Source organism: Streptomyces sp. NPDC007205 (assembly GCF_040634095.1).
In the GTDB taxonomy this organism is placed as follows: domain Bacteria; phylum Actinomycetota; class Actinomycetes; order Streptomycetales; family Streptomycetaceae; genus Streptomyces.
In genome coordinates, this window is record NZ_JBEYEW010000019.1 from 109,999 (window position 1) to 129,749 (window position 19,751).

Annotated in this window: 16 protein-coding genes; 9 read left to right on the forward strand and 7 right to left on the reverse strand. The window is 73.1% G+C overall.

Annotation, left to right across the window (positions count from 1 at the left end):
• Positions 1 to 94 precede the first annotated feature (94 nt).
• Complete coding sequence (locus ABZ624_RS27835; RefSeq protein ID WP_360094495.1) at positions 95 to 1,222, reverse strand: LCP family protein; 1,128 nt, start codon at positions 1,220 to 1,222, stop codon at positions 95 to 97.
• A gap of 125 nt (positions 1,223 to 1,347) precedes the next feature.
• Complete coding sequence (locus tag ABZ624_RS27840) at positions 1,348 to 2,103, reverse strand: TIGR03089 family protein (protein WP_360094498.1); 756 nt, start codon at positions 2,101 to 2,103, stop codon at positions 1,348 to 1,350.
• Between the two features lie 111 nt (positions 2,104 to 2,214).
• Between ABZ624_RS27840 and ABZ624_RS27845 the strand changes: the two genes are divergently transcribed.
• The gene (locus ABZ624_RS27845; RefSeq protein WP_360094576.1) at positions 2,215 to 3,654 is read left to right on the forward strand and encodes a peptidoglycan recognition protein; all 1,440 of its coding nucleotides are present in this window, start codon (positions 2,215 to 2,217) and stop codon (positions 3,652 to 3,654) included.
• A 185-nt stretch (positions 3,655 to 3,839) separates the two neighbouring features.
• On the forward strand, positions 3,840 to 4,922 hold the full coding sequence (locus ABZ624_RS27850) for an NDP-sugar synthase (RefSeq protein ID WP_360094501.1): 1,083 nt from the start codon (positions 3,840 to 3,842) through the stop codon (positions 4,920 to 4,922).
• A gap of 246 nt (positions 4,923 to 5,168) precedes the next feature.
• Here the strand turns inward: ABZ624_RS27850 and ABZ624_RS27855 are convergent, their stop codons facing one another.
• The 4 genes from ABZ624_RS27855 to ABZ624_RS27870 form a co-directional block, all read right to left on the reverse strand.
• Entirely contained in the window at positions 5,169 to 6,191 is a 1,023-nt protein-coding gene (locus ABZ624_RS27855; protein ID WP_360094504.1) for a DNA-3-methyladenine glycosylase 2 family protein, read from the reverse strand.
• Positions 6,192 to 6,270: 79 nt separating this feature from the next.
• Entirely contained in the window at positions 6,271 to 7,578 is a 1,308-nt protein-coding gene (locus tag ABZ624_RS27860; protein ID WP_360094507.1) for a coenzyme F420-0:L-glutamate ligase, read from the reverse strand.
• Entirely contained in the window at positions 7,575 to 8,534 is a 960-nt protein-coding gene (gene cofD, locus ABZ624_RS27865) for a 2-phospho-L-lactate transferase (protein WP_360094510.1), read from the reverse strand. The genes ABZ624_RS27860 and cofD overlap by 4 nt, the downstream gene beginning before the upstream one ends.
• Before the next feature lie 33 nt (positions 8,535 to 8,567).
• Positions 8,568 to 9,062, reverse strand: coding sequence for a cysteine dioxygenase family protein (locus ABZ624_RS27870; RefSeq protein ID WP_360094513.1), 495 nt, complete (start codon positions 9,060 to 9,062; stop codon positions 8,568 to 8,570).
• A gap of 578 nt (positions 9,063 to 9,640) precedes the next feature.
• Here ABZ624_RS27870 and ABZ624_RS27875 point away from each other — a divergent pair.
• From ABZ624_RS27875 to ABZ624_RS27885, 3 genes are all read left to right on the forward strand, one after another.
• Positions 9,641 to 9,904: a WhiB family transcriptional regulator gene (locus ABZ624_RS27875; RefSeq protein ID WP_010986447.1), complete on the forward strand. Its 264-nt coding sequence runs from the start codon at positions 9,641 to 9,643 to the stop codon at positions 9,902 to 9,904.
• A gap of 180 nt (positions 9,905 to 10,084) precedes the next feature.
• Positions 10,085 to 13,744, forward strand: a complete 3,660-nt coding sequence (locus ABZ624_RS27880) for a glycosyltransferase (RefSeq protein WP_360094516.1) — start codon at positions 10,085 to 10,087, stop codon at positions 13,742 to 13,744.
• Positions 13,741 to 15,267 carry a DUF5719 family protein gene (locus ABZ624_RS27885; RefSeq protein ID WP_360094519.1) on the forward strand — a complete coding sequence of 509 codons (1,527 nt, stop codon included), beginning with the start codon at positions 13,741 to 13,743 and terminating at the stop codon, positions 15,265 to 15,267. The genes ABZ624_RS27880 and ABZ624_RS27885 overlap by 4 nt, the downstream gene beginning before the upstream one ends.
• 199 nt (positions 15,268 to 15,466) lie before the next feature.
• Here the strand turns inward: ABZ624_RS27885 and ABZ624_RS27890 are convergent, their stop codons facing one another.
• Positions 15,467 to 15,850, reverse strand: coding sequence for a metallopeptidase family protein (locus tag ABZ624_RS27890; protein ID WP_360094522.1), 384 nt, complete (start codon positions 15,848 to 15,850; stop codon positions 15,467 to 15,469).
• A 436-nt stretch (positions 15,851 to 16,286) separates the two neighbouring features.
• Between ABZ624_RS27890 and ABZ624_RS27895 the strand changes: the two genes are divergently transcribed.
• The 4 genes from ABZ624_RS27895 to ABZ624_RS27910 all read left to right on the forward strand — a co-directional run bounded on the left by ABZ624_RS27895 (position 16,287) and on the right by ABZ624_RS27910 (position 19,701).
• Complete coding sequence (locus ABZ624_RS27895; protein WP_360094525.1) at positions 16,287 to 16,712, forward strand: DUF3499 domain-containing protein; 426 nt, start codon at positions 16,287 to 16,289, stop codon at positions 16,710 to 16,712.
• A 123-nt stretch (positions 16,713 to 16,835) separates the two neighbouring features.
• Positions 16,836 to 18,200: a phosphomannomutase/phosphoglucomutase gene (locus ABZ624_RS27900; protein WP_360094528.1), complete on the forward strand. Its 1,365-nt coding sequence runs from the start codon at positions 16,836 to 16,838 to the stop codon at positions 18,198 to 18,200.
• A gap of 119 nt (positions 18,201 to 18,319) precedes the next feature.
• Positions 18,320 to 18,502: a Trm112 family protein gene (locus tag ABZ624_RS27905; RefSeq protein ID WP_360094531.1), complete on the forward strand. Its 183-nt coding sequence runs from the start codon at positions 18,320 to 18,322 to the stop codon at positions 18,500 to 18,502.
• A 71-nt stretch (positions 18,503 to 18,573) separates the two neighbouring features.
• A complete protein-coding gene (locus ABZ624_RS27910) occupies positions 18,574 to 19,701 on the forward strand; it encodes an SIS domain-containing protein (protein WP_360094533.1) in 1,128 nt (375 codons plus the stop codon).
• Positions 19,702 to 19,751: the final 50 nt, after the last annotated feature.

Here is a 19,751-nt window from a genome sequence, read left to right on the forward strand (position 1 = left end):
AGCGTCGAGCGACGCCGGTGACAAATTCCACCTTCCTACAACTGGGCAATCCGGCGCATTTCCTGGATAGAGGTTCGGTGTCTTGATGTGCGCATTACTCGCAGCTGTGTTCGGCGGCGGTGTTCCCCCGGAACGTGGGCGCGGGCGAGGGGTCGCTCTTGCCGTCCGCCCCCGACGCGTCCTGCGGCGTCGTCCGGGCCACCGCCACGGGCTGGTCGGTCCGCAGCCGTGCGAACAGCCGCTCGGCTTCCGGCTCCACGAGCTGGTCACGGTTGGCGTCGTAGACGTACGACTCCCTCGGTACGGTCAGGAACTGCACCCGTTCGGTGGGGATGCCGCGCAGTCCGCGCACCAACTGGTACAAGCCGCGCAGACTGGCCAGTTCCGGATCGGCGGTCAGCGAGGAGGTCGCCGCGTCCAGCACCGGATACAGCTTCACCGGGTTCAGCAGGACGTCGTTGCTCTGCACCTTGTCGACCAGCGCGCCGAGGAACCGCTGCTGGCGTTCCATCCGCTCGGTGTCGCTGCCGTCGCCGAGCGACTTGCGGGCCCGCACATACCCGAGCGCCTGCTCCCCGTCGAGCACGACCTTCCCCGCGGGCAGCTTCAGCTTGGCCGCCTTGTCGTCGACGGGCTCCTTCAGGCAGACCTGCACCCCGTCGACGGCGTCCACCATCTCCTTGAAGCCGCTGAAGTCCACGACCACGTGATGGTCGATCCGAATGTCCGTCAGCTTTTCGACCGTCCGGATCGTGCACGCCGAACCGCCCACCTGGAACGCGTGGTTGAACATCGCGAACACCGGCAGGCTGCGGCTGCCGTCCTGCTGCCGGCAGCCGGGGATGTCCACCATCAGATCCCTCGGCAGCGACACGGCGGTGGCGCTGCGCCGGTCGGCGGCCAGATGCAGCAGGATCGTCGTGTCCGACCGCTCGCTGCCCAGATCCCGCCCGTACGCGGAGTTCCCGTCCCCGGCCCGCGTGTCGGACCCGATCAGCAGGATGTTCTGCGCCCCCCGCACCAGCGCGGTGGGCCGCTCCCGCTCGTACCGGGCCAGTTCACGGGCGGCCGCCTCGTCCGGGGTGATGTTCGCACTGAGCTTGGCGTAGACGGCCCAGCCGGTCCCCGCGGCGGCCGCGACGAGCAGGGCCAGCCCGAACGCCGCCCCCTTCACCCACCGCCGCCGGCCGGTACCGGAAACCTTGCGAGCGGAGTCGGTCACGGCCGGGGCACCCCCTCATGGCGTACGAGCGTCATGTCCTGCTCTTACGACGATGACGGGGGAAGGGGTGCGACAGCGCCCTTTGCTGCTCCAACCGGGGGAACGGCAGTTCCTTGCCCCCCTTCTCAGCGGCGCACCGCAGTCACCCGCTCGCTCTCCACCCGCTTGCCGAGCGCCTCCTCGTCCAGCCGCTCCAGATGCCGGCACAACACCACCGACCCCCCGACGGCCAACGGCGCGTACAACCCCGCAGCGACCCCCTCCCACGTGTCGTACGACAGCCCCGACAGCAACCTCGACCCCGGCCCCGTCAGTTCCAGCGCAGGCGCCTCCGCCAACGCCCGCTCGACGACCTCCGCCCCACTGAACTCCCGCCCGGCCACGATCAGCGCGGCCTCCTGCGCATCCACCGGAGCGAACGGCATGAACCGGTCACCCTGCCCCGGCACTTCCACGGCGTAGTCGACGAATCCCTCGGGAGGCTGGGGGAACCGCCCGCCCAGCGGCCGCAGCGCGAGCGCGACCCGCTCCCCGCGGCACGCCCGCGCCGCGTCCAGCGCATCCGGCCCGCTGACGACGACATCCGCGGCGGCCGGGTCCCCGCCGAGGTCCGCGACCGCGCCCACCGACGAACAGGCCAGCAGCCACGCCGCCGTCTGCCAGTGCGCGGGCAGCAGCAGCGCGACCCGGTCACCGGGCCCGGCGGAGAGGTCGCCCTGGAGGAGGTTCGCGGTCTTGGCCACCCAATTGGCGAAGGTGGCCACGGACAGTTCGACGCGTTCGCCCGTGGCGTCGTCGTAGAAGGTCACCAGCGGGCGGCCGGGGTCCGCGGCGAGCGCGGAAGCCAGCAGGTCGGCAGGGGTGCGATCGGTGGCGTTCACCCGGGAAAGGGTACGCGCGGGCGGACGCGCACAGCGTGCGGTGGGGGCACCGGTTCGGCGCAACGGTTGCCGACGGGCCGTCAGTTCACCGTTGGACAGATTTGTATGACTATGTTCAGGATCGTCAGCATGCGTGGATTCCTGACTTCGTCCATCGGCGCACCGTCCCCCGGTACACCGTCGATCGCCGTCTGCTCGATCGGCGTGCCCTGCGCCGCGGCCCTCGCACTCGCGCTGCCCCCGCCCGCGTCCGCCGCGCCCGCACCCGCTGTCGTCGCCCCGAGCGCCACCGATGCCGCGGTCCCCGGAAGCACCCGCTCGCTGCCGCTCGTCCCGCTCTCCGGCGAGCGCGTCCTCGGCACCGCCCCGGAGCAGGGGCTGTACCGGCCCGAAGGCGAGCACTTCTCGCTGGTCGGGGTCGTCTGGCGCGACCCGGGCAGCGAACTGCGCGGCCGGGTCCAGGTGCGCACCCGGTCGGCCGGGACGGGGGAGTGGTCCGGCTGGCAGGACCTCGAGACGCACAACGACGACCACGGCGCCGACCCGGGCACGGCGGAACGGGACGCCCGGCGGGTGCGCGGGGCGACCGCACCGCTGTGGGTCGGCGATGCGGACGGCGTGGACGTACGGGTCCGCGCCGCTGGCACGGGCGCGGGGGGCCGCCGTACCGATGCGCGGGGCGACCGTAAGGGCGAGCCGCGGCCGTCGCGGCCGCCGTTGCCGTCGGGGCTGCGCCTGGAACTCGTCGACCCCGGCGACCAGGCGCCGCCCGCGGGCGCGCCGGCCGACGCGCCGCACACCGGTCTGCACACGGCCGCGGCGCGGGAGGCCTCGGCCGCCAACACCGACATCACCGGCTTCGGCGCCCTGCAGATCCCGGCGCTGAGCAAGGGGGCCACCGAGCGGGAACTCACCCGCCTGCAGGGGCCGGTGCGGGGCAAGCCGCACATCGGGCCGCGCCCGCGGATCGTCACGCGCCGCGGCTGGGGCGCGGACGAGTCACTGCGCCAACGCGGGTTCGTCTACGCCAAGAAGGTCAAGGCGGCCTTCGTGCACCACACGGCCTCGGGCAACAAGTACTCCTGCTCCCAGGCCCCCTCCGTCATCCGCAGTATCTACCGCTACCACGTCACGAGCATGGGCTGGCGGGACATGGGCTACAACTTCCTCGTCGACAAGTGCGGAACCATCTACGAAGGCCGGGCCGGCGGCGCGGCGAAGGCGGTCCTCGGCGCGCACACCGCCGGCTTCAACACCGACACCATGGGCATCGGCGTGATCGGCACATACGGTTCGACGAAGCCGTCGAAGGCCGCGGTGACGGCCGTCGCCCGGCTCACCGCGTGGAAGCTTGGGCTCTACGGGGTCAATCCGCGTGGCAGGACATATCTCACGTCGGCCGGTGGCAACCTCTACCCCAAAGGTAAGAAGGTACGACTGAACGTGATCTCCGGTCATCGGGACGGATACGCCACCGAGTGCCCCGGCAAGCGGCTGTATGCCAAGCTCGGCAAGGCCCGTTCCAGCGCGGCGCACTACCAGGGGCGCTGACGCGGCCGGGGAGCACGTTCGGTGCCGTCTCGGGGGGCCCGCCGGTCTCACACCGTTCTCACACCGATCTCGGGCGAAAACGCGTGGTTGTCAAGGGCGTCGCCGCTACGGTCTGCGTACACTGACCGGCCGAAACGAGTGGAACGAGCAGTTCGGCCGGTCCCGGCAGGAAGCAGAGACGACAGGTGACAGAAGCGATCCTCCTGGTCGGCGGCAAAGGCACCCGGCTGCGTCCGCTGACGGTGCACACGCCCAAGCCCATGGTCCCGGCCGCCGGGGTGCCGTTCCTCACGCACCAGCTGGCGCGCGCCAAGGCGGCGGGCGTGGACCACATCGTCCTCGCCACCAGCTATCTGGCCGAGGTCTTCGAGCCGTACTTCGGCGACGGCTCCGCGCTCGGTCTGCACATCGAGTACGTGACCGAGGAGGAACCCCTCGGCACGGGCGGCGCCATCCGCAACGTCGCCTCCCGCCTGCACTCCGGCCCCGACGACCCGGTGCTGATCTTCAACGGCGACATCCTGACGGGCCTGGACATCAAGGCGCTGGTGGACACGCACGAGTCGACGTCCGCCGACGTCTCGCTGCACCTGACGAAGGTGACGGACCCGAGGGCCTACGGCCTGGTCCCCACGGACTCCTCCGGCCGGGTGCTGGCCTTCCTGGAGAAGCCGCAGACGCCGGAGGAGATCGTCACCGACCAGATCAACGCGGGGGCGTACGTCTTCCGCCGCTCGGTCATCGACACGATCCCGCTGGGCCGCCCGGTCTCGGTGGAGCGCGAGACGTTCCCCGGCCTCCTTGCGGCGGGCGCCCATCTCCAGGGCATGGTCGACTCCACGTACTGGCTGGACCTCGGCACCCCGGCGGCCTTCGTCCGCGGCTCGGCCGACCTGGTCCTGGGCCGCGCGCCCTCCCCGGCGGTCCCCGGCCGCTGCGGCGACCGCCTGGTCCTGCCCACGGCCACGGTGGCGCCGGGCGCGAAGCTGACCGGCGGCACGGTGGTCGGCGAGGGCGCGTTCGTCGCCGAGGGCGCTCGGGTCTTCGGCTCCACCATCCTTCCCGGCGCCGTCATCGAGCCGGGCGCGGTCATCACCGACTCCCTCGTCGGCACCCGAGCCCGGGTGGGCGAACGCACCGTCCTCACCGGCACGGTCATCGGCGACGGCGCGGTCGTCGGCCCCGACAACGAGCTCCGCGAGGGAGTACGGGTGTGGTGCGACGCCCGCATCCCAGCGGGAGCGCTCCGCTTCTCGTCCGACCAGTAACTCCGGGTTGTCCGGGGGCACGGCACATGGGGGCTGCGCCCCCAGACCCCCATGTGGCGAGGGGCAGTCGGGGCGCTCGGGATGGTCGGGGCGGTCGCCGGGCGCGGGTGCGTGGGGGCTGATCGCGCAGTTCCCCGCGCCCCTGGGAAGCTGCAGCACCGTCGGCACGGGTGGGCCAGCGGCACCCCTGAAGCGCGGGCAAGCGCAAAACCGCCCCCGCCCCGCCACCGCACAGCGCAGGTCACATCAAAGCAACCCGATGTCCACCCGAGGCATCTTCGGCGCCCTCCGCCCCGGCACCCGCCCACTCAACAAGATCAGCCGAACCGCCCGATGCCGCTGCCCGGCATACGGCTCCAGCAAGCGCAGCATCCCCGCATCGTCGGCATCCCGGTCCCCCGCCAACGCCCACCCCACGATGCCCGGCAGATGCAGGTCCCCGACCGTCACCGCATCCGCCGCCCCATGACTGCGCTGCACCACCTCCGCCGACGTCCACGGCCCCACCCCCGGTACGACCTCCAGCCGCGCCTGCGCCTCAGCCGCCGGCATCCCCACCGCCTGCTCCAGCCGTGCAGCGACCCGCACGGCCCGCAGAATCGTGGACGCCCGTTTGTCGTCGACCCCGGCCCGGTGCCACTCCCAGGACGGAATCAGCGCCCAGGTCCGCGGTTCCGGCATCACGGACATCGGCCGTTCCCCGGCCCCCGCCGGCCCCGGCGCCCGCTCCCCGAACCGCCGCACGAGCAGCCGCCACGCCCGGTACGCCTCGTCCGTGGTGACCTTCTGCTCCAGCACCGACGGGATGAGGGACTCCAGCACCAGCCCCGTCCGCGTCAGCCGCAGCCCCGGCCGCCGATGCCGCGCCAGCGCCACCACCCGGTGCCGGGGCACGAACGCCTCCGGCTCATCGGCCGCGCCGAGCCACTCGGGCAACCGGTCCAGCAGCCACTCCGCCCCCGGCCCCCACGCCTCGCCGAGCACCTCACCGCCGTACGCGCGCACCCGCAGCGTGCCGGGCCCGGCGGGCGTACGGCAGGCCCGCCACACGGATCCGTCCGCGGTGGCCCGGAACGTGGGGTCGGCGGGCCCGCGCCGCAACGGTCCGAGCACCAGCCCCAGATCGAGCGGTCCCTCCGGCACCCACCGCCGTACCCGTCCCGGCCCCGTCGCCTGCCGCGGTATCCCGGCACCGGCACCCGTGGGCACGCCGGCATGGCCGCCGCGCACCGTCGTACGCGTGGGCCGCTGAGCGAAACGTCCTGCCACGAATGAGGTCCTAGGGAGCCGGTGCCGCCGGTGTCGTCCTACGAGACTAGGCGCTCGCGAAGGAGCGCGTACGCCGAAGTCACCGCACCTCGATGAACGCCCCCGCGTCCCGCTCCGGCCGCGGTCCCGGCTCCTCGGCCGGATGCCCGACCGCCACCGCGCCCATCGGGTCCCAGTCCGCGGGCAGCGCGAGCACCTCGCGCACCACGTCCCGGCAGAACATCGTGGAGGACACCCACGCCGAGCCCAGCCGCTCGCCGGCCAGCGCGACCAGCAGGTTCTGCACGCCCGCGCCCGTCGCGACGACGAACATCTCCCGCTCGGCGCCGTCCCGCCGCGCGTCCCCGTAGTGGTGCGAGCCGTCCATGACGAGGCACGGCACGACCAGATACGGCGCGTTGCGGAGCAGGTCCCCGCGGCGCACCCGTTTCGCGATGGACTCCTCGCTCTTGCCGTCCCGGCGCAGGTCGGCGATCCAGGCGTCCCGCATCGCGTCCAGCAGCCGGGTCCGGGACTCCGCCGACTCCAGCAGCACGAACCGCCACGGCGTGGTGTGGTGCGGGGCCGGTGCCGTCACCGCCGCCGCCACCGCACGCCGTACCGCGCCGGGATCCACCGGCTCGTCCGTGAAGGCCCGGACCGTACGCCGCCGGGTCACCGCCTCCCGGACCGCCTCGGACGTGCCGAGCCGGAACATGTCGTCCCGCGCGGTGCGCACCAGCGCCCGCGCGCCCTCGGCGTCGTCGCCGTCCACGACGTGCGGCAGTCCGCGCACCACGGCCACCGGCCGGCCCGTCGCCTTGCCCTTGACCAGGTCGCCGGCGGCGGCCAGCTCGTCCGCCGTGGCCACGACGGTCGCGCTGAGCGGATTGCCGTGCCCGTCCGTTCCCCCGCGCAGATCGTCGAGCACACGCACGCCGGCGGCGCCGATCGCCACATCCGTGAGCCCCGCGCGCCAGGGCCGCCCGAAGGTGTCGGTGACGACGACACCCACGTCGACGCCGAGGGCCTCGCGCAGGCCCGTGCGGATCGCCCGCGCGGACGCGTCCGGGTCCTCGGGCAGCAACAGCACCGTCCCGGCAGGGGTGTTGGAGGCGTCGACCCCGGCGGCGGCCATGACCAGACCCTGCCGGTTCTCCACGATGCGCAGCGCGCCACGCCGGGCCACGACCCGGACGGTCTCGGCGTCGATGGCCGCCTCCCGGTCGGCCGCCTGGACGACCCGGCCCTCCGCCTTGGAGACGATCTTGGACGTGACGAGCAGCACGTCCCCGTCGGCCAGGCCCGGCTCGGCGGCGGCGATCAGCTTGGCGAGGTCGTCGCCCGGCTGCACCTCGGGGATGCCCGACAGGGCCCGGACCGTGTACTGCGGGCGCTCCTCGCTCACGCTCCCCGCACCTCCTCGGCCAGCGCCAGCGCCTCGCGCGCCATCTGCGCCGCCGCGTCGGCATCGGTCATCATCAGCGGCACGGCGCGGCAGCGGATGCCGTCCGCCTCGACCCGCTCGACCGTGGCCGCGTCCACGGTGTCGACCAGCCAGCCGTCCAGCAGGCCGGAGCCGTAGTGCTCGGCGACCGCGGCGGCCGTGGACTCCACGCCGACCGCGGCGAGCACCTTGTCGGCCATGCCGCGCACCGGTGCGTCCCCGACGATGGGGGACAGGCCGATCACGGGCACGCCCGCGTCCGCGATCGCCTCCCGGACGCCGGGCACGGCGAGGATGGTCCCGATGGACACGATGGGGTTGGACGGCGGGAAGAGGATGACGTCCGCCTGGGCGATGGCCTCCAGCACGCCGGGCGCCGGCTTGGCCTGCTCGGCGCCGACCGGCACGACCGCCTGCGCCGGGACCTCGGCGCGCAGCCGTACCCAGTACTCCTGGAAGTGCACCGCCCTGCGCTCGCCGTCCACCTCGACCGCCACATGGGTCTCCACGCGGTCGTCGGTCATCGGGATCAGCTTCACGCCCGGCTGCCAGCGGTCGCACAGCGCCTCGGTGACGGCGCTGAGCGGATAGCCCGCGCCGAGCATCTGCGTGCGCACGATGTGCGTGGCGAAGTCCCGGTCACCGAGGCCGAACCACTCGGGTCCGACCCCGTAGGCCGCCAGTTCCTCCTTGAGGTGGAAGGTCTCGTCGGCCCGCCCCCAGCCCTGCTCCTCGTTGATGCCGCCGCCCAGCGTGTACATCACCGTGTCCAGGTCGGGGCAGACCTTCAGCCCGAAGAGGTGGATGTCGTCGCCGGTGTTGCCGATCACCGTGATGTCCGCGTCCGGCACGGCCCGCTTCAGACCGCGCAGGAAACGGGCACCGCCGATGCCGCCTGCCAGAACCACAATGCGCATGCGCCAAGTCTTGCAGGCGGGTACGACAACGCGTCAGGCAGTCACCGGACGAGCCTCGCAGTGCGGGGTCGTGTGCATCGGCATCTCCGTCAGGCCCGGGTGGTAGACGTGCAGGCTGACCGCCGGCTCCAGCGCGTCGTTGACGACCTCGTGGACGTAACCCGGCGCGAACACCCGTTGCGCTCCCGGCGTCAACGCGCGCGTGCCCCGCTCGGTGCGCTCGGTCAGCGTTCCCTCCAGGAGGGTCAGGACCCCGGAGGAGCGGCCGTGGCCGTGCAGTCCGCTGCCCTGCCCCGGCACCCAGGACAGCAGCCACACCTCGTAGCCGGGGCCGGTGCGCAGCCGGTGGTACCAGCGGGTGGTCGCGTCGTAGCGGACGAGGTGGGCCCACTGGGAGCGGTCGGCGGCGATCGAGCGGGCCAGGCCCGCGAACTCGGCAACGGTGGCCGGGTGCTCGCGCGGCGGCTGGAGCAGATGCGGGACTTCGAGGATGTCGCCGGCGATCTGGAGGTCGTTGTCGCTGTTCATGGGGTGCGTGGTTCCTCGGTCAAGGAAGGGCAGAGGGAATGAACACCGAGTCCCGAGTGACTCGGCCCACAGCTGGAGCGGGTGTGGCTCAACAGCTGGAACAGCAACAACAGCTACAGCGACCCCGGGCAGCACCGAGGGACCCGGCGGTGCGGGTCGAGGTGAGTGCCGAGTTCGCGAGCATGCCCCCAAGGACACCGGCTCACACCTGCGCTGTCAACTCGACGACCGGCATGTGGGACACGTTTCACCTCATCCGGTCCATCTCGGCGATGAAAGGTTTGTCCACCTGACTTCCGGGACACATGGCGCACATCCGGGCGCGTGGGCCTCGCGGAACGCGATCGAACGCAGGGGCGTCCTTCTCCGTACAGACATCTGAACGGTCCGGCGACCCTCCGGTTTATGCCGATTTGAACACTTTCCGCACGGCCTTGGTTCCGCAGAGTGAATAACGGACTCAATAGCAGATCTCGGCTTGACTCGCCCGGAGCAGCACACTTGTAATTTCACTCGTGTCGTTCAGCCGAAATCGGTAACGGCAGCACGGGGACGCGAAAGACAGACGAGGGGCGCACATGACCGAGCTGGTGCAGCAACTGCTGGTCGACGACGCGGACGAGGAACTCGGCTGGCAGGAGCGCGCGCTGTGCGCCCAGACCGACCCCGAGTCCTTCTTCCCCGAGAAGGGCGGCTCCACCAGAGAGGCGAAGAAGGTCTGCCTCGCCTGCGAGGTCCGCTCCGAATGCCTCGAGTACGCCCTCGCCAACGACGAGCGATTCGGCATCTGGGGCGGCCTGTCCGAGCGGGAGCGCCGCCGGCTGAAGAAGGCCGCCATCTGAGAGCACATCCACCCAAAACGTCACGAACGGCCCGTCGTCGGTGGGTTATCCACAGGCGGCGGGCCGTCGTCATGGTCAGCCGATAGTGTGGTCGCTCGTCCGAGACGCCCCGCTGTCCCCTCGGCACCCGAGAGGGCGCAGGCGTCCACCGCAGTCCATCGAACCGGGGCCCGTACCTCGATGTCCGTGCACAGCCATACGGCAGCCCAGCAAGACGCCGCTGCCCCTCCTGAGTTCCCGCGTCACGTGGTGACCGCGGTCCTCGTCGCCCACGACGGTGCCCGCTGGCTTCCCGACGCCCTCGCCGGGCTGCTCGGCCAGGAGCGCCCCGTGCAGTACGCGGTGGCCGCCGACACCGGCAGCGCGGACGACTCCGCCCGGCTGCTCACCGACGCCCTCGGCGACGCGGGCGTCCTGCACCTCGCCCGGCGCACCGGCTTCGGCCAGGCCGTCGAGGAGGCGAGCCGCACCGCCCCGGTCCTCACCCCGGAAGAGCTGCCGTACCTCAAGCGCCCCAGCGGCTGGGACCCGGTCACCCGCTCCTGGCGCGACGACGCCTACGACCTGCCCGAACTGCCGCACGGCGAGCCCATCCAGTGGCTCTGGCTGCTGCACGACGACTGCGCCCCCGAACCCGACGCCCTCGCCCAGCTGCTGCGGGTCGTCGACAACGAACTGGAGCTGGGCCGCGACGACGTGGCGGTCGTCGGCCCCAAGCTGCGCGGCTGGTACGACCGTCGGCAGCTGCTGGAGGTCGGCGTCTCCATCGCCAACTCCGGCCGCCGCTGGACCGGCCTGGACCGCCGCGAACAGGACCAGGGCCAGCACGACCACGTCCGCACCGTGCTGTCCGTCTCCACCGCCGGCATGCTCATCCGCCGTGACGTCTACGAACAGCTCGGCGGCTTCGACCGCCGGCTGCCCCTCATGCGCGACGACGTCGACCTGTGCTGGCGCGCCCACGCCGCCGGCCACCGCGTCCTGATCGCCCCCGACGCCGTCGTCCGGCACGCCGAGGCCGCCTCCCGCGAGCGCCGTACCGTCGACTGCGTCGGCCGCACCGCCGCCTCCCCGCACAAGGTCGACAAGGCCGGCGCCGTCTACACCCTGCTCGTCAACTCCCGCGGCGCCGCGCTCCCCTGGGTGCTGCTGCGGCTCGTCCTCGGCACCGCCCTGCGGACCATCGCCTATCTCGTCGGCAAGGTGCCCGGCCAGGCCGTCGACGAGATCCGCGGCCTGCTCAGCACCCTGCTGCGCCCCGAGCGGATCATCGCCGCCCGGCGCCGCCGCGGACGCCCGCAGATCGACAAGGGCGAACTGCGCCAACTGCTCCCACCGCCCGGCGCCACCGTCCGTGCCACCGTGGAACAGCTCGCCGCCAACTTCACCAGCGGCACCGACGACACCTCCCCGGCCGGCCGGCACGGCGGCGCCGTCGAGTCCGGGCCCGGCGGTGACGACGCCGACTTCCTGGAGGTCGAGCAGTTCGCCCGGCTCAGGCGGATCGCCCGCAGGCCCGGCCCCGTGCTCTTCCTCGCGCTCCTGCTCATCTCCGTGACCGCCTGCCGCGCCCTCCTCGGCGGCGGCGCGCTCGCGGGCGGCGCCCTGCTGCCCGTTCCGGCCGGCGCCGGCGACCTGTGGGCGCGTTTCGCGGACGCCTGGCACCCGGTCGGCGCGGGCGGCACCCCGTCCGCCCCGCCCTACCTCGCCGTCCTCGCGACCTTCGCCGGCCTCCTGTTCGGCTCCACCGGACCGGCCGTCACCGTCCTGCTGGTCGCCTCGGTTCCGCTCGCCGGATGCACCGCCTACTTCGCCTCCCGGCCGCTCGTCACCTCCCGGCTGCTGCGCGCCTGGGCGGCCATCGCCTACGCTTTCCTGCCCGCCACCACCGGCGCCCTGGCCGGCGGCCGCATCGGCACCGCCGTCCTCGCCGTGCTGCTGCCGCTCATCGCGCGCGCCGGCCTCGCCGCGAGCGGCCTCGCGAACCGCTCCGGCGCCCGCGGCAGTTGGCGCGCCACCTGGGCGTACGCGCTGCTGCTGACCGTCACCACCGCCTTCACGCCGATCGTGTGGCCCATCGCGCTGCTCCTCGGCATCGGCGTGCTCGTCCGGCGCCGCGGTGATCTCGTCGCCCACGTCCTGCGCTTCCTCGCCCAGCTCGGCACTCCGCTGCTGGTCCTGGCCCCCTGGTCGCTGACCCTGCTCCCGACCGGCTTCTTCAAGGAAGCGGGCCTGGCGTACGGCACCTCGGCCGCCTCCGCGTTCGACCTGCTCGGCGCGAGCCCCGGCGGCCCCGGCACCGTGCACGGCCCGATGCTCCTGGGCATCGTTCTCGCCGCCCTCGCCGCGCTGCTGCGCTCCGAGCGGCAGCCGGCCATCCGCACCGCCTGGGCGGTCGCCCTGGTGGCCCTCGTCCTCGCCGTCCTGTCCAACAGGTCCGCCTGGGCCGGACCGGCCACCCTCGTCTACGGCATCGCCCTGCTGGCCGCCGCCGCCCTCGGCGCCGACGGCGCACGCGCGCGTGTCGCCGAGCAGAGCTTCGGCTGGCGCCAGCCCGTCGCCGCCCTGATCGCCTTCGCCTGCGCCGCGGGCCCGCTGCTGCTCGCCGCCGGCTGGATGATCCGCGGCGCCGACGGCCCCCTGGAGCGCCGCGACCCCACCCAGGTGCCCGCGTTCGTCGCCGAGGACTCCACCACCGGCGACCGGGCCCGCACCCTGATCCTGGACAGCGACTCCACCGCGCGCGTGCGCTACACCCTGGTCCGCGGCTCCGGTGCCCGCATGGGCGACGCCGAGGTCAGCGCCGCCGCCGGTGAGAACACCCGGCTGGACAAGGTCGTCGCCAACCTCGTGGCCGGCTCCGGTGCCGACCAGGCCGACGAACTCGGCGGCTTCGCCGTGCGCTACGTCCTCGTCCACCAGGGCGCGCCCCGCGACATCACCCGCGTCCTCGACACCACCCCCGGCCTGACCCGGCTCAGCCAGCAGCACGGCAGCGCCCTGTACCGCGTCGACCAGGAGGTCTCCCGGGCCACCATCGTCCCCGCCGGCGGCTCGGGCACCGCCCAGTCGGTCACCGCCGGACCGGTGGAGATCCACACCACCATCCCCGCCGGTTCGGGCAGCCGCGTCCTGCGCCTCGCCGACACCGCCTCCGGCGGCTGGACGGCCACCCTGAACGGCAAGCCGCTCACCCGCACCACGGTCGACGGCTGGGCCCAGGGCTTCCAGCTGCCCGCCGACAGCGGCAGGCTGGACGTCACCTACACCGACCCGCTCACGCACACCGCCTGGCTGTGGGCCCAGGGCGTGCTCGCCGTCGTCCTGGTCGTCCTCGCCCTGCCCGGCCGCCGCCGCGACGTCGACGACGACCTGCCCGAGGAGGAGCCGCTGTCCGCCCAGGCCACCGCCGGCGAGGGCCGCCGCGCCCGCCGCCTGCGCGCCCAGGCCGAGGAACAGGCCGCCGAGGGACAGCCGGCCGCACCCCCGCAGCCGCAGGAGCCCCCGGCCGCCGTACCGCACCAGCAGTCCTACGACGACTGGGACCAGGGCTCCTACCCGAACGCCGGATACGCGGGCTACGGATCCGACCAATACCAGACCGCAGCCCCCTACCAGCCGTCCGGCTACGACCAGCAGGCATACCCGGCCGCCGACCCGTACCAGACGGGCCAGTACGACCCGTACGCCTACGGCGGTACGGCCGGCCAGATGCCGTACGACCCGACGGCCTATCCGCAGGGCTACGACCCGGCGTACGACCCCGCCCAGCAGGGCTACGACCCGGCCCAGCAGCCCCACGGCACCGGCAGCGAGCGCCCCGACGGGAGCCAGCAGTGAACCGCACGACCCTGTCCCTGATCGCCGGCACCACGGCGCTGGCCGCCGTCACCGCGTTCGCCGCGCTCGACGGCCCGTCCGCGTCCGGGGCCGCCGCCCCCAAGCCGGCCGCGAACCTGCCGGTGCAGCGCACGAGCCTGCTGTGCCCGGCGCCGAGTATCTCGGACATCGCCGACACGGCGTACACGTCGTTCACGCCCGTCACCCGGTCCACGCCGGGCAGCGGCAAGGCCCAGCTCCAGGCGGCCGACGAGCAGACCACGGACGGCACGGACAACTCCCCGGCCGGCAAGGGCTCCAAGGGATCCACCAGCGGGAAGAAGACGGCGGACAAGCCGGTGCTCAGCCCCAAGGCGCCGGGCACACCGGTCACCGGTGACACCTCCGGCGCCGACACGCCCGCACTCATCGGCACCGCCGACGGGAAGTTCGCGCCCGGCTGGACCGTCCAGGAGACCACCGAGGTCGCCGCCGGCACCGGCCGCGGCCTCCAGGGCGTCAACTGCACCGCGGCCGACACCGACTTCTGGTTCCCGGGCGCGAGCACGGCCACCGGCCGCACCGACTACGTGCACCTGACCAACCCCGACGACTCCGCGGCGGTCGTCGACATCGAGCTGTACGGCAAGGACGGCGCGATCAAGTCCCCGCTCGGCGAGAACCAGACCATCCCGCCGCACGCGAGCAAGCCGATCCTGCTCTCCACGCTCACCGACGCGCAGCAGGCCGACCTGACCGTGCACGTCAGCGTGCGCAGCGGCCGGGTCGGCGCGTCCGTGCAGGCCCTGGACGACAAGGCGGGCGGCGACTGGCTGGCCGCTGCCACCGACCCGGCCGGCAGCCTGGTGCTGCCCGGCATCCCGAAGGACGCCACCGACGTCCGTCTGATCGCCTTCACACCGGGCGGCGACGACGCCGACCTGAAGGTCCGGCTGGCCTCCCCGGACGGCCTGATCACCCCGGCGGGCAACGAGACCCTGCACGTGAAGTCGGGCATGACGACCACGGCCGACCTCGGCGCCGTGACCAGGGGCGAGGCGGGCTCGGTCGTCCTGACCCCCACGGACCAGTCGGTGCCGGTAGTGGCGGCCCTCCGGGTGGTCCGGGGCAAGGGCGACAAACAGGAGACGGCCTTCATCCCGGCCACCGCCCCCGTCGGCACCCGCGCGACATCGGCCGACAACAGCGCCAAGGGCACGACCCTCGCCCTGACGGCGCCCACCGCCACCGCCACGGTGAAGGTCACCGCCTCGGCGGGCAGCGAGGGCGGCACGGCGACGACGAAGACGTACACGATCAAATCCGGCACGACCCAGAACGTCCCGGTCCCCGCCCCGGCCGGCCTCAACGGCACCTACGCCCTCACCGTCGAAACCGTCTCCGGCGGCCCGGTCTACGCCTCCCGCACCCTCTCGGCCACCGAGGCGGGAGTCCCCGGCTTCACCATCCAGACCCTCCCCTACGACCGGGGAATGGTGGCAGTACCGAAGACGACGGAGGACTTGTCAGTCCTCCAGAAGTGAGAACCGGCGTTTCTGCCCCACGCTGCTGCGGGTCGTACCTGCGCAGCTACGGGCAGTCGTGCCGCTGGGGCGGCGCGGGTGGGCGCGACGGCACCCCGCAAGCGCGGGCAAGCGAAACAGCCCGTACGTTCAGCAGCAGCACCGCGCACCCCGCCCGGCCCCGGCACAGGGCACGCGCATGCTCCAAGTCCGGCCGGATCTAGTCCTCTCCGTACCGCGGATCCACGGTCTCCGGAGTCAGCCCCAGCAACTCGGCAATCTGCTCCACCACCACCTCGTGCACCAGCGCGGCCCGCTCGTCCCGCCCCTTCGTCCGGATCTCCACCGGCCGCCGATACACCACCACCCGCGCCCGCCGCCCGTCCTGCGCAGGAACGACCCCGCCCAACGGCACGGCCTCATCACTCCACGCCTGCTCGCCCCGCCCCTCCAGCCGGGGCACCTCCAGCACGAGGAAATCGATGTCGGCCAGCTGCGGCCACCGCCGCTCAAGACGGTCCACGGAGTCCTGCACTAGGTCCGCGAACACATCGGCACGGCTGGCCGCGAGCGGCACCTGCGGCGGTGCGATCGGCCCCCGCATGCCCCTCCCGTGACGATCACGGCGACGGGGCCCTGGGCCGGCGGCACGGGGCGGTACACGGTTGTCCATCACTGGGGAAGCGTAGTCCCCGCACGCTCCTCCCGCCCGGCCCCACACGGCAACCAGCCACTTCCCCGGACCACCGGCTGCGACCACCGGCATCCGCCGCCGATCAGCCCGCCGCCGATCGGCCCATTCCTCCCCGATCGGCCGTATCCATTCTCATGTCGCAGGATGACCGTTCCAGCCAACGAATGGCGCGTTTCTGTAACCCTCCAAGACCGCCGAACTCAAGGCAATTGACGGTGTTTGTGTCGTCTCATGACCATATCCAGTCCCGCCCGCAATCCGCCGAGAACTCGTCCCCGCAGGTCAACAACACCTCCTCGAAGGGGTGTGTGGGGCGTTTCACAGCCCGACACAGGGGAGTGACGTGGTGGGGAGTCGTCGCGGCCCGCTCAAGAGTGCGGTACCGTCCAACGTCGTGAGCCCTGTACGTCGCTGTTCGCGCACCGCCTGCGGCCGACCCGCCGTCGCGACGCTGACGTACGTCTACGCCGACTCGACCGCGGTCCTCGGCCCGCTCGCCACCTACGCCGAGCCGCACTGCTACGACCTGTGCGCCGAGCACTCCGAGCGCCTCACCGCCCCCCGTGGCTGGGAGGTCGTACGCCTCCTCGACGGCTCCGCTCCCGCGCGGCCCAGCGGAGACGATCTGGAAGCGCTTGCCAACGCCGTACGCGAGGCGGCCCGCCCCCAGCAGCGCGCGGCCGAGGCGGGCGGCGGCGGAGCCCGTACGGCCGACCCCATGGAGGTCGCCCGCCGCGGCCACCTGCGAGTTCTGCGCTCCCCGGACAGCTGAGCCACCCTCAGGCTCCGGCCCCTCCCGGTCCCGACCGGGCGTCCATCTTGGTGTCCGCACACCTCCCCCTTACCGCCGACGGGTAGTTTGTGGGCACCCATAGGACTTTCAGGAGGGTTGGCCGTGACTGCTGATCTGTCGCAGATCGTGAAGGCGTACGACGTACGCGGAGTGGTCCCGGACCAGTGGGACGAGTCACTGGCCGGACTGTTCGGCGCCGCCTTCGCGGAGGTGACAGGAGCGGCGGCGATCGTCGTCGGCCACGACATGCGGCCCTCGTCCCCGGGTCTGTCCCGCGCCTTCGCCCGCGGCGCGGCGGACCGCGGTGTGGACGTCACCGAGATCGGCCTGTGCTCCACGGACCAGCTGTACTACGCCTCGGGCGCGCTGAACCTGCCCGGCGCGATGTTCACCGCCTCCCACAACCCGGCCCAGTACAACGGCATCAAGATGTGCCGCGCGGGTGCCGCCCCGGTCGGCCAGGACACCGGTCTCGTGCAGATCCGCGAACTGGCCGAGCGCTGGCTGGAGTCGGGCGCCCCGGAACCGGTGGCCCGGCCGGGAACCCTGTCCTCCCGCGAGACGTTGGACGAGTACGCGGCGCACCTCCGCTCCCTGGTCGACCTGACCTCCGTCCGCCCCCTGAAGGTCGTGGTCGACGCCGGCAACGGCATGGGCGGCCACACGGTCCCCACGGTCTTCGCCGGCCTGCCCCTGACCCTCGTCCCGATGTACTTCGAACTGGACGGCACCTTCCCCAACCACGAGGCCAACCCGCTCGACCCCGCCAACCTCGTGGACCTGCAGAAGCGCGTCCCCGCGGAGGGCGCCGACCTGGGCATCGCCTTCGACGGCGACGCCGACCGCTGCTTCGTCGTGGACGAGAACGGCGACCCGGTCTCCCCGTCCGCGATCACCGCCCTGGTCGCCGGGCGCGAGCTGGCCCGCAACGGCGGCAAGGGCGCGATCATCCACAACCTGATCACGTCCCGTACGGTCCCCGAGGTCGTGAAGGAGCACGGCGGCACCCCGGTCCGCACCCGCGTCGGCCACTCCTTCATCAAGGCCGAGATGGCCCGCACCGGTGCCATCTTCGGCGGCGAGCACTCCGCGCACTACTACTTCAAGGACTTCTGGAACGCCGACACGGGCATGCTGGCCGCCCTGCACGTCCTCGCGGCCCTCGGCGGCCAGGACGGGCCCCTGTCCTCCCTCGTCGCCCAGTACGACCGCTACACCGGCTCCGGAGAGATCAACTCCACGGTCGCCGACCAGTCCGCACGCCTCGCCGCGATCCGCACCGCGTACGAGGGCCGCGCCGACATCACCCTCGACGACCTCGACGGCCTCACCGTCGCCGCCCCCGACTGGTGGTTCAACGTCCGCCCCTCCAACACCGAGCCCCTCCTCCGCCTGAACGCGGAGGCGAAGGACGAGGCGACGATGACGAAGATCAGGGACGAGGCGTTGGCGATCATCCGGGGGTGACGCATCGACGGCGGGTCCAGGGGGCGCAGCCCCCTGGGCTGCACGTGAGCCCAGCTCAGCCCGCCCACCAGCGGTACGCTGACCACCGGCCAGAGAACCAACCCCCGAAGGGACACCCCATGCCGCTCGAAGCCGGCCTCCTGGAGATCCTCGCCTGCCCGGCCTGCCACGCCCCCCTCAAGGAGCGGAACACCGAGCAGGACACCGAGCTGATCTGCACGAGCCAGGACTGCGGCCTCGCCTACCCCGTCCGCGACGGCATCCCGGTCCTCCTCGTGGACGAGGCCCGCCGCCCCGCGTGACGGCGCTGCCGACGTCGTAGACAACCGGTAGACAACCCGCACAGGACCCCGGCGCTCGGAGGCTGCCGCCCATGCTGGACGAATCGCTGCTCGACACCCCGGAGGGCCTCGCCGAGGCCGACCACCGGGGTCTGCTGCGCGGCGCCGCCGAGGCCGGCGCCCGCGTCCGTACCGCCGTCCGGAACGCCACCGAGGCCGGCGTCGGCGACCTCAAGCCCGACGGCCGCCCCCGCGCCGTCCTCATCGCCGGCCCCGGCGCCGCCGCCACCCACACCGCCGACCTCCTCGGCACCCTCGCGGGCGTCGGCAGCCCCGTGGTCCGCCTGGCGCCGACCGGCGTCGCCCCGGCCGCGGGCGCCCTGCGCTGGGAACTGCCGGGCTGGACCGGCTCCGTCGACCTGCTGCTGATCGCCACCCCGGACGGCACCGAACCCAGCCTCTCCCTCCTCGCCGACCAGGCCTACCGCCGCGGCTGCTCGGTCGTCGCCGTGGCTCCGCCCCGTACCCCGCTGGCGGAGGCGGTCGCCGGCGCCCACGGCCTGTTCGTACCGATGGCGACGGCGCCGTACGACCAGGAGGAACCGCTCGCCGCCTCCTCCCCGGGCGTCTTCTGGGCGCTGTTCACCCCGCTGCTCGCGCTGCTGGACCGCGTAGGCCTGCTCAGCGCCCCGCCGGAGGCCCTGGAGAAGGTCGCCGACCGCCTGGACCGCATCGCCGAGCGCTGCGGCCCCGCCATCGCGACCTACAGCAACCCGGCCAAGACCCTGGCCGCTGAACTGGCCGACGCGCTCCCCGTGGTGTGGACGGAAGGGACCTCGGCGGGCCCCGCCGGGCGCCGTTTCGCCGCCGCCCTCGCCGAACTCGCCGGCCGCCCCGGGCTCGTCGCCGAACTCCCCGAGGCGCTCGCCGCGCACAGCGCCCTGCTGGCCGGCCCGCTGGCCGCCAGCGCCGACCCCGACGACTTCTTCCGCGACCGCGTCGAGGAGCCGCCCGCCCTGCACGCGCGCGTGGTGCTGCTGCGCGACCGCCCGATCGGCGGCTTCACCGCTGCCACCGCCGCCCGCGACCTGGCCCTCAGCCACGACACGCCGATCAGCGAACTCGAACCGGAGGAGGGCGGCGAACTGGAGACCCTCGCGGAACTGATCGCCGTCACGGATTTCGCCGCTGTTTACCTGGCGCTCGCTTCGGTGGCCTGATCTTTGCTCCGGGCCCGCCCGACCCGCGTACGTACGGAGACAGAGAAGAC